Source organism: Dietzia sp. DQ11-71 (assembly GCF_014144995.1).
Classification (GTDB): Bacteria; Actinomycetota; Actinomycetes; order Mycobacteriales; family Mycobacteriaceae; genus Dietzia; species Dietzia kunjamensis.
In genome coordinates this window covers 1-3,367 of sequence record NZ_JAALDT010000223.1, presented here as the reverse complement: position 1 = coordinate 3,367, position 3,367 = coordinate 1, and the positions used below count along the sequence as shown (strand labels likewise).

At 69.3% G+C, this 3,367-nt stretch carries 4 protein-coding genes and 3 tRNA genes; 1 reads left to right on the top strand and 6 read right to left on the bottom strand.

Annotation, left to right across the window (positions count from 1 at the left end; translation table 11 throughout):
• Positions 1-124: 124 nt before the first annotated feature.
• Positions 125-865, bottom strand: coding sequence for a dihydrofolate reductase family protein (locus G6023_RS08735; RefSeq protein WP_187352686.1), 741 nt, complete (start codon positions 863-865; stop codon positions 125-127).
• 57 nt (positions 866-922) lie between these two features.
• On the opposite strand from G6023_RS08735, the gene zapE reads away from it, so the two are divergent.
• Positions 923-1,939, top strand: coding sequence for a cell division protein ZapE (gene zapE, locus G6023_RS08730; RefSeq protein WP_154827587.1), 1,017 nt, complete (start codon positions 923-925; stop codon positions 1,937-1,939).
• Between the two features lie 14 nt (positions 1,940-1,953).
• On the opposite strand, the gene G6023_RS08725 is transcribed toward zapE, so the two are convergent.
• The 5 genes from G6023_RS08725 to G6023_RS08705 form a co-directional block, all read right to left on the bottom strand.
• A complete protein-coding gene (locus G6023_RS08725) occupies positions 1,954-2,487 on the bottom strand; it encodes a GNAT family N-acetyltransferase (protein WP_182635027.1) in 534 nt (177 codons plus the stop codon).
• Positions 2,488-2,510: 23 nt separating this feature from the next.
• On the bottom strand, positions 2,511-2,741 hold the full coding sequence (locus G6023_RS08720; protein ID WP_154827585.1) for a hypothetical protein: 231 nt from the start codon (positions 2,739-2,741) through the stop codon (positions 2,511-2,513).
• A 105-nt stretch (positions 2,742-2,846) separates the two neighbouring features.
• Positions 2,847-2,921, bottom strand: a tRNA-Val gene (locus tag G6023_RS08715).
• Positions 2,922-2,949: 28 nt separating this feature from the next.
• A tRNA-Cys gene (locus G6023_RS08710) sits at positions 2,950-3,023 on the bottom strand.
• A 49-nt stretch (positions 3,024-3,072) separates the two neighbouring features.
• A tRNA-Gly gene (locus tag G6023_RS08705) sits at positions 3,073-3,145 on the bottom strand.
• Positions 3,146-3,367: the final 222 nt, after the last annotated feature.

The following is a 3,367-nucleotide window of genomic DNA, read 5'->3' as shown; positions in this document are numbered from 1 at the left end:
CGCGGCCCCGTCGCGGGCAGGGGCGCACACCCGGCGATCGTCACCGCCAGGGCCGCCAGCCCCACGCCGAGTGCCCGTACATGCCGGTGCCGCGTGACCGCGCGTGTTCCCGCTCGACGGTTCCTCACCCGTCGGCCCCGGTGACGACCCAGCGGGTGTAGAGCCCGCCGCGGGGGCACGTGAAGGCCGCGGCGACGCGCAGCGGAACCCGGGTGGCGTCGGTTCCGACGGCCAGTCGCGAGTCGTCGCCGCCGACGATGATCTCGGGGGCGACCGACAGGACGAGTTCGTCGATCGCGCCCTCGCGCAACAACGTCCCGAGCAGCTGCGGACCGCCCTCGAACGTCACCTCGGAGGCCCCGAAGTGTGTGGCGAGGGAACGGACGGAGGTGCGCAGTGGACCCGGATCGAGCACGTGCACCGTGACACCCCGCTTCCGGGCGGCCTCGAGTCGGTCGCCGGGCACTCCGTGGGAGGCGACCACCTGCAGTCCGTCGCCGGCGTCGGCGCAGTGCTCGATGAGCGCGTCGCCCAGCGCGCGGGTGAACACCAGGACGACGGGCGGGGGACCGGGTCGTCTGTCCGCCCACACGGCGGCGGTCCGGGCGGGGCCGTACCCCTCGGCCAGAACGGTGCCCGAGCCCACCAGGATCAGGTCGGACCGGGCCCGCATGGCGTCGTAGACCAGCCGGTCCGTCGGGGTCCCCAGCCCGCCGCTGCGGCCGTCCACGGTGGTCGTGCCGTCGACGGAGGAGATCATCACCGCGCGGATGCACGGCACGGGCAGACCCGGTTCGGGGTCCAGCGCCGCCCACAGGGCCTCGAGTGCGGCGGGGTCGTCGTCGATCACGGTGGGCCGTGTCATGTGCACCGGGGACTCCTTCCGTTCTGACGCCGGGTGTCCCCACGATAGGCTCTGCCCATGGTCTCTCGCCTCGTTGACGTCACCCCGGTGGTCCCTGCCGATCAGCTCGTGGCACAGATGGTTCCCCCGTCGATGTTCGACGATGTCAGTTTCGACTCCTACATCCCGGACCCGGCCGAGCCCTCGCAGGCCGCCGCGGTCAAGGCGTGTCGCGAGTTCGCCGAGTCCGTGGTGGCCCGTCGCACTCCCAAGAAGGGACTGTTCGGCCGGCGACCGAAGGCGGTGCAGGGGACCGGTATCTATCTCGACGGCGGCTTCGGGGTGGGCAAGACCCACCTGCTGACGTCGATTTACCACAATTGCCCCGAGCCCAAGGCGTTCGGGACGTTCGTCGAGCTGACCCACGTCGTGGGTGCTCTCGGCTTCAACCGGGCCGTGGAGGAGCTCTCCGGGCACTCCGTCCTGTGCATCGACGAGTTCGAGCTCGACGATCCGGGCGACACCATGCTGGTGTCCCGCCTGCTCGCGGAGCTCACCACCGCCGGTGTCAGCGTCGCGGCCACCTCCAACACGCTGCCGGAGCAGCTGGGGGAGGGACGGTTCGCGGCCAAGGACTTCATGCGGGAGATCCGCAAGATGTCGGGGATCTTCGAGTCGATCCGGGTCGACGGCCCGGACTACCGGCACCGTAACCTGCCCCCCGCCCCGGACCCGATGGACGACACCGGACTCGAGGCCGAGGCCGAGGCGGTGGAGGGTGCCACGCTCGACGACTTCGACGCCCTGTGCGAGCACCTGTCGACCCTTCACCCGTCCAAGTACAACCGCCTCGTCGACGGCGTCACGCGGGTCTGCCTCAGCGGGGTCAAGCCGCTGCCGGATCAGTCGATCGCCCTTCGTCTCGTCGTCCTCGCCGACCGGCTCTATGACGCGGGGATTCCCGTGCGCAACTCCGGCGACAAACTGGACGCGATCTTCACCGACGAGATGATCGCCGGCGGCTACCGAAAGAAGTACCTTCGTGCCACTTCCCGACTCCTGGCGCTGTCCCGGTTCGAGACCGTCGGCGGCTGACCGGCAGGCCCCTCTCAGAGCGCCAGTTCGTACACGACGTCGGTGTTGGCGACCCCTCCGACGTCGAAGGTCCGGTTCCCGCGTGGTTCGAAACCACGCTTGACGTAGAACCTGCGGGCTCGGGCGTTGGCGACGTTGGTGGCCAGCCAGATGCTCCGCGTGCCCGCCGCTCTGCACCGTCGGCACACCTCGTCGAGCATGTCCGACGCGATCCCTCCGCCGTGGTGGTCGGGATCCACATAGAACTTGCTGACCCCGGTCGTGGGTCGATGAATCACCTGTCCAGCGCAGCCCGGGTCCATCTCGGTCCCGGCGATCAGCAGGATGTACCCGACCATCTCACCGTCGTCGCCCCGGGCCACCAGAACCTCGTGGCCCGGCGTGACGAGGTGAGCTCTGAACGCTTCCGGGCCGAGGTGCTCGGCGATGAAGGCCCTGATCGCGACCGGCCCCAGTTCGGGAGGGCACGCCAGCGGGAACGTCCGGGCCGCCAAGGCCGAGACGGCGTCGATATCGGCCACCGAGGCGTCACTGAGTCGGGCGGTCACCCCACGAGCCTATAAGGCGCCGTTCAGGCGTGCAGGTGCAGGCTCTCGCCCGTCCGTGCCCCTCTGATGACGAGTTTCTCCGCGTCGTCGCCGCCACCGAGGATGAGCGTGACCTCGAATTCATCGGTTCCCGTGCGCCGCAGATCAGCGAGGACACCGGTGGTGTGCCGGAAGTCGACGACGCGCCCGCGCATGGTCGCGATGTCGGCTTGGTCGATCGTCGTCGAATGGTGGAGGTGGGGCATCGCGGACATACCATCATGGTCAGTGACCGACGTCACGTCGGGAGTGCGTTCCGGTACCGAACGAGCGACAGTCCGCGAAACGACGAACGCCCCGGCCGGAGCCGGGGCGTTGTGTGGTGCGCGATACTGGGATTGAACCAGTGACCTCTTCCGTGTCAGGGAAGCGCTCTCCCGCTGAGCTAATCGCGCGGGGTTCCCGTCCGGACGTATCCGGACGTGGAGGTGGAGACGGGAATCGAACCCGTGTTGACGGCTTTGCAGGCCGCTGCCTCACCACTCGGCCACTCCACCGCAAAGGTATCGAGCCTGGTGAGGACGTCCTGGCTCCTCGATCCCTCCGAGCGGATGACGGGATTCGAACTCGCGACCCTCACCTTGGCAAGGTGATGCGCTACCAGCTGCGCCACATCCGCATCGCTCCCCGGCTCGCTGTTGCTCACCGCGTTGCGAGAATGAACATTAGCCGACGGTCTTCGGGGAACACAAATCGGGGGGCGGAAACAAGTCCTGAGCTGTGCGGACCCGGCCACGGCACGGCGCTCGACCGGGCGGCCCCGCCGAGCCACGCTCGACCCCGGGTGCCCCGTACGCCCCACGGGCCGCCGCAGCCGGTGCGGATGGTGGAGGCGCGGATG